Here is a 1,767-nt window from a genome sequence, read left to right as displayed (position 1 = left end):
GACCGGTCAGTGTAAAAATGCCGTCGCCAGCGAGCATCGGTGTGCAAGTCGGTCACGATGCCCGGAACGGGCGGTCACGTTCGCCGGAATACGCAACCAGGCCGCTGCCAATATTGGCACCGTAGTTAAAGTCTCTGGCAATGTCTTTGAGCCTATCAGCCACCGCTTGATTGACATTAAAGAAAAGGTCTCGAAAGCCGCCTAATATTGCGGTTTAGCGCTAGCGACTGGCCACCTACTTTCCTCCCAAGCTGGGTGGCTTTTTACTTTCACTGGCCCGCCTAGTGCGGGTTTTTTTATTGCTTGCGTTTTTTAGAATGGCTGTGGCCTCTGTGAGGTGTAAGCGGACGTCGAGCTACCGCGCAATCAGCGGCGGCGGCGAGCCGCACTCGGGCGCTGGAACACAAGCATCCGTAAGGGAGAGTGGGTTGAGTGGACAATAAATTCATGCGAGGAAAAAACCATGAGATCATCAATGAAAACCTTTATTTTTCTCATCGCGCTTCTGCTGAGGCAGCAGGCCTATTCCCAAGGTGACGTCATTGAGCTTGATCGTAAAACGTTCTGCGCCAGCGTCGATGAATTAAAGTTCGCTAACGCAGAGTTGCTTGGAGCGGCGGTGGGTATTGGAATGTCCGTTGATGTTTTCGCCCGACGTGTTGAGGTGTCCGCGACGGGCCTGCGCGAAGCGAGTGACCTGTTGCTTTCCGCAGCGAAGAAAGCCTCAGACGCTGCAAATCCAATATATGATATCTGTGCACAGGACTAACTGTATTGAATTGGTAGCCTCGTCCGCAAAGCGGCCGCGTCTCCGTCTGACGCACTTTGCTTCTTTTCGTGGGTAACAGGGAATAATTTGGCAGGGACGACCACGCCGACGCCAAATCTCAGTCCGCGGCGGGTCGGAAGGCGCAGCTCGCGGTCATACAAGCTGCATGACGGCACCCTACCCTTAGGAGACGTTTCAGGTCGATCAGAAAAACCACGGCTGTCATCAAAAATTCATAATCTCTCTCGGGCTTCTGTCCTATTCTTGCGTCAACTAAAACACATAAGGAATGGCAATATGATTCTGCGCACACTCGTCGCTACTGCGGCTCTCCTTGTCTCATCTGTCACAACGGCAGAAACCTGTGATGGCGTTATTTCCATCCTTCGAATCTCCGACTATGTCGAAGGAGGATCCGAGGCTGGTCTCAAGGAAGCATCGCTCGCACATCAGAAATGGTACCGAGACAATGGCGTGAGCGATAACGAACAGATCGTAGTCCCTTTAATGAAATACGATGAGGAGTCCGACAGCCTGTTGAGCGACTCTACCCGTGTCGCGACGCTGCATGTCAATGCGCCGGCCGGCGAGCCTGCGGACGAGGCCAAGGGCGACGAAGGCTGGGACCAGTTTGTTGCGCTGTACGGCCAGAACACCAGTGTCAAGGAGCAATACTTCCTCTGTTTGCCGGAATCGCTGCTCGCTGAATAACGTGCCTGGCAGCACATGTCCTTCGCCAGTGTAGCGTCCTGGCACCCCGCAAAGACGATCGATACCCACTACCTGATTGATTATCAGCTTCGAAAGAGTGGAAGATCGTCGTATGAGTGGGGGATGGCAAATGCAGGCTGACGACTGGTCCCACACTGCGATCAACCTGGCACTCGGTGTTTTGTTGGGATCTGGAGTGGTCAAGCAATTTGTGACAACCCAGTTAAGCCGCTTTCTTCAATTCAGCCATGGCTGATTCGAAATCGTTGGGGCTGCTGTAATCCAAG

3 protein-coding genes are annotated in these 1,767 nt (G+C 53.4%); all 3 read left to right on the top strand.

Features of this window, described 5'->3' with window-relative positions; translation table 11 throughout:
* Positions 1-205, top strand: a 205-nt coding sequence (locus EV688_RS17615) for a hypothetical protein (protein WP_207895413.1), incomplete at its 5' end; no start/stop codon positions are given.
* Between the two features lie 270 nt (positions 206-475).
* Entirely contained in the window at positions 476-769 is a 294-nt protein-coding gene (locus EV688_RS17285; protein ID WP_117319739.1) for a hypothetical protein, read from the top strand.
* A 297-nt stretch (positions 770-1,066) separates the two neighbouring features.
* On the top strand, positions 1,067-1,480 hold the full coding sequence (locus EV688_RS17280; RefSeq protein ID WP_117319738.1) for a hypothetical protein: 414 nt from the start codon (positions 1,067-1,069) through the stop codon (positions 1,478-1,480).
* Positions 1,481-1,767 lie beyond the last annotated feature (287 nt).

The sequence above is a fragment of the Chromatocurvus halotolerans genome, from assembly GCF_004340525.1.
GTDB classification, from domain to species: Bacteria; Pseudomonadota; Gammaproteobacteria; order Pseudomonadales; family Halieaceae; genus Chromatocurvus; species Chromatocurvus halotolerans.
Note: the sequence above shows the minus strand (reverse complement) of the source record. Positions and strands in the feature narration are given on the sequence as shown.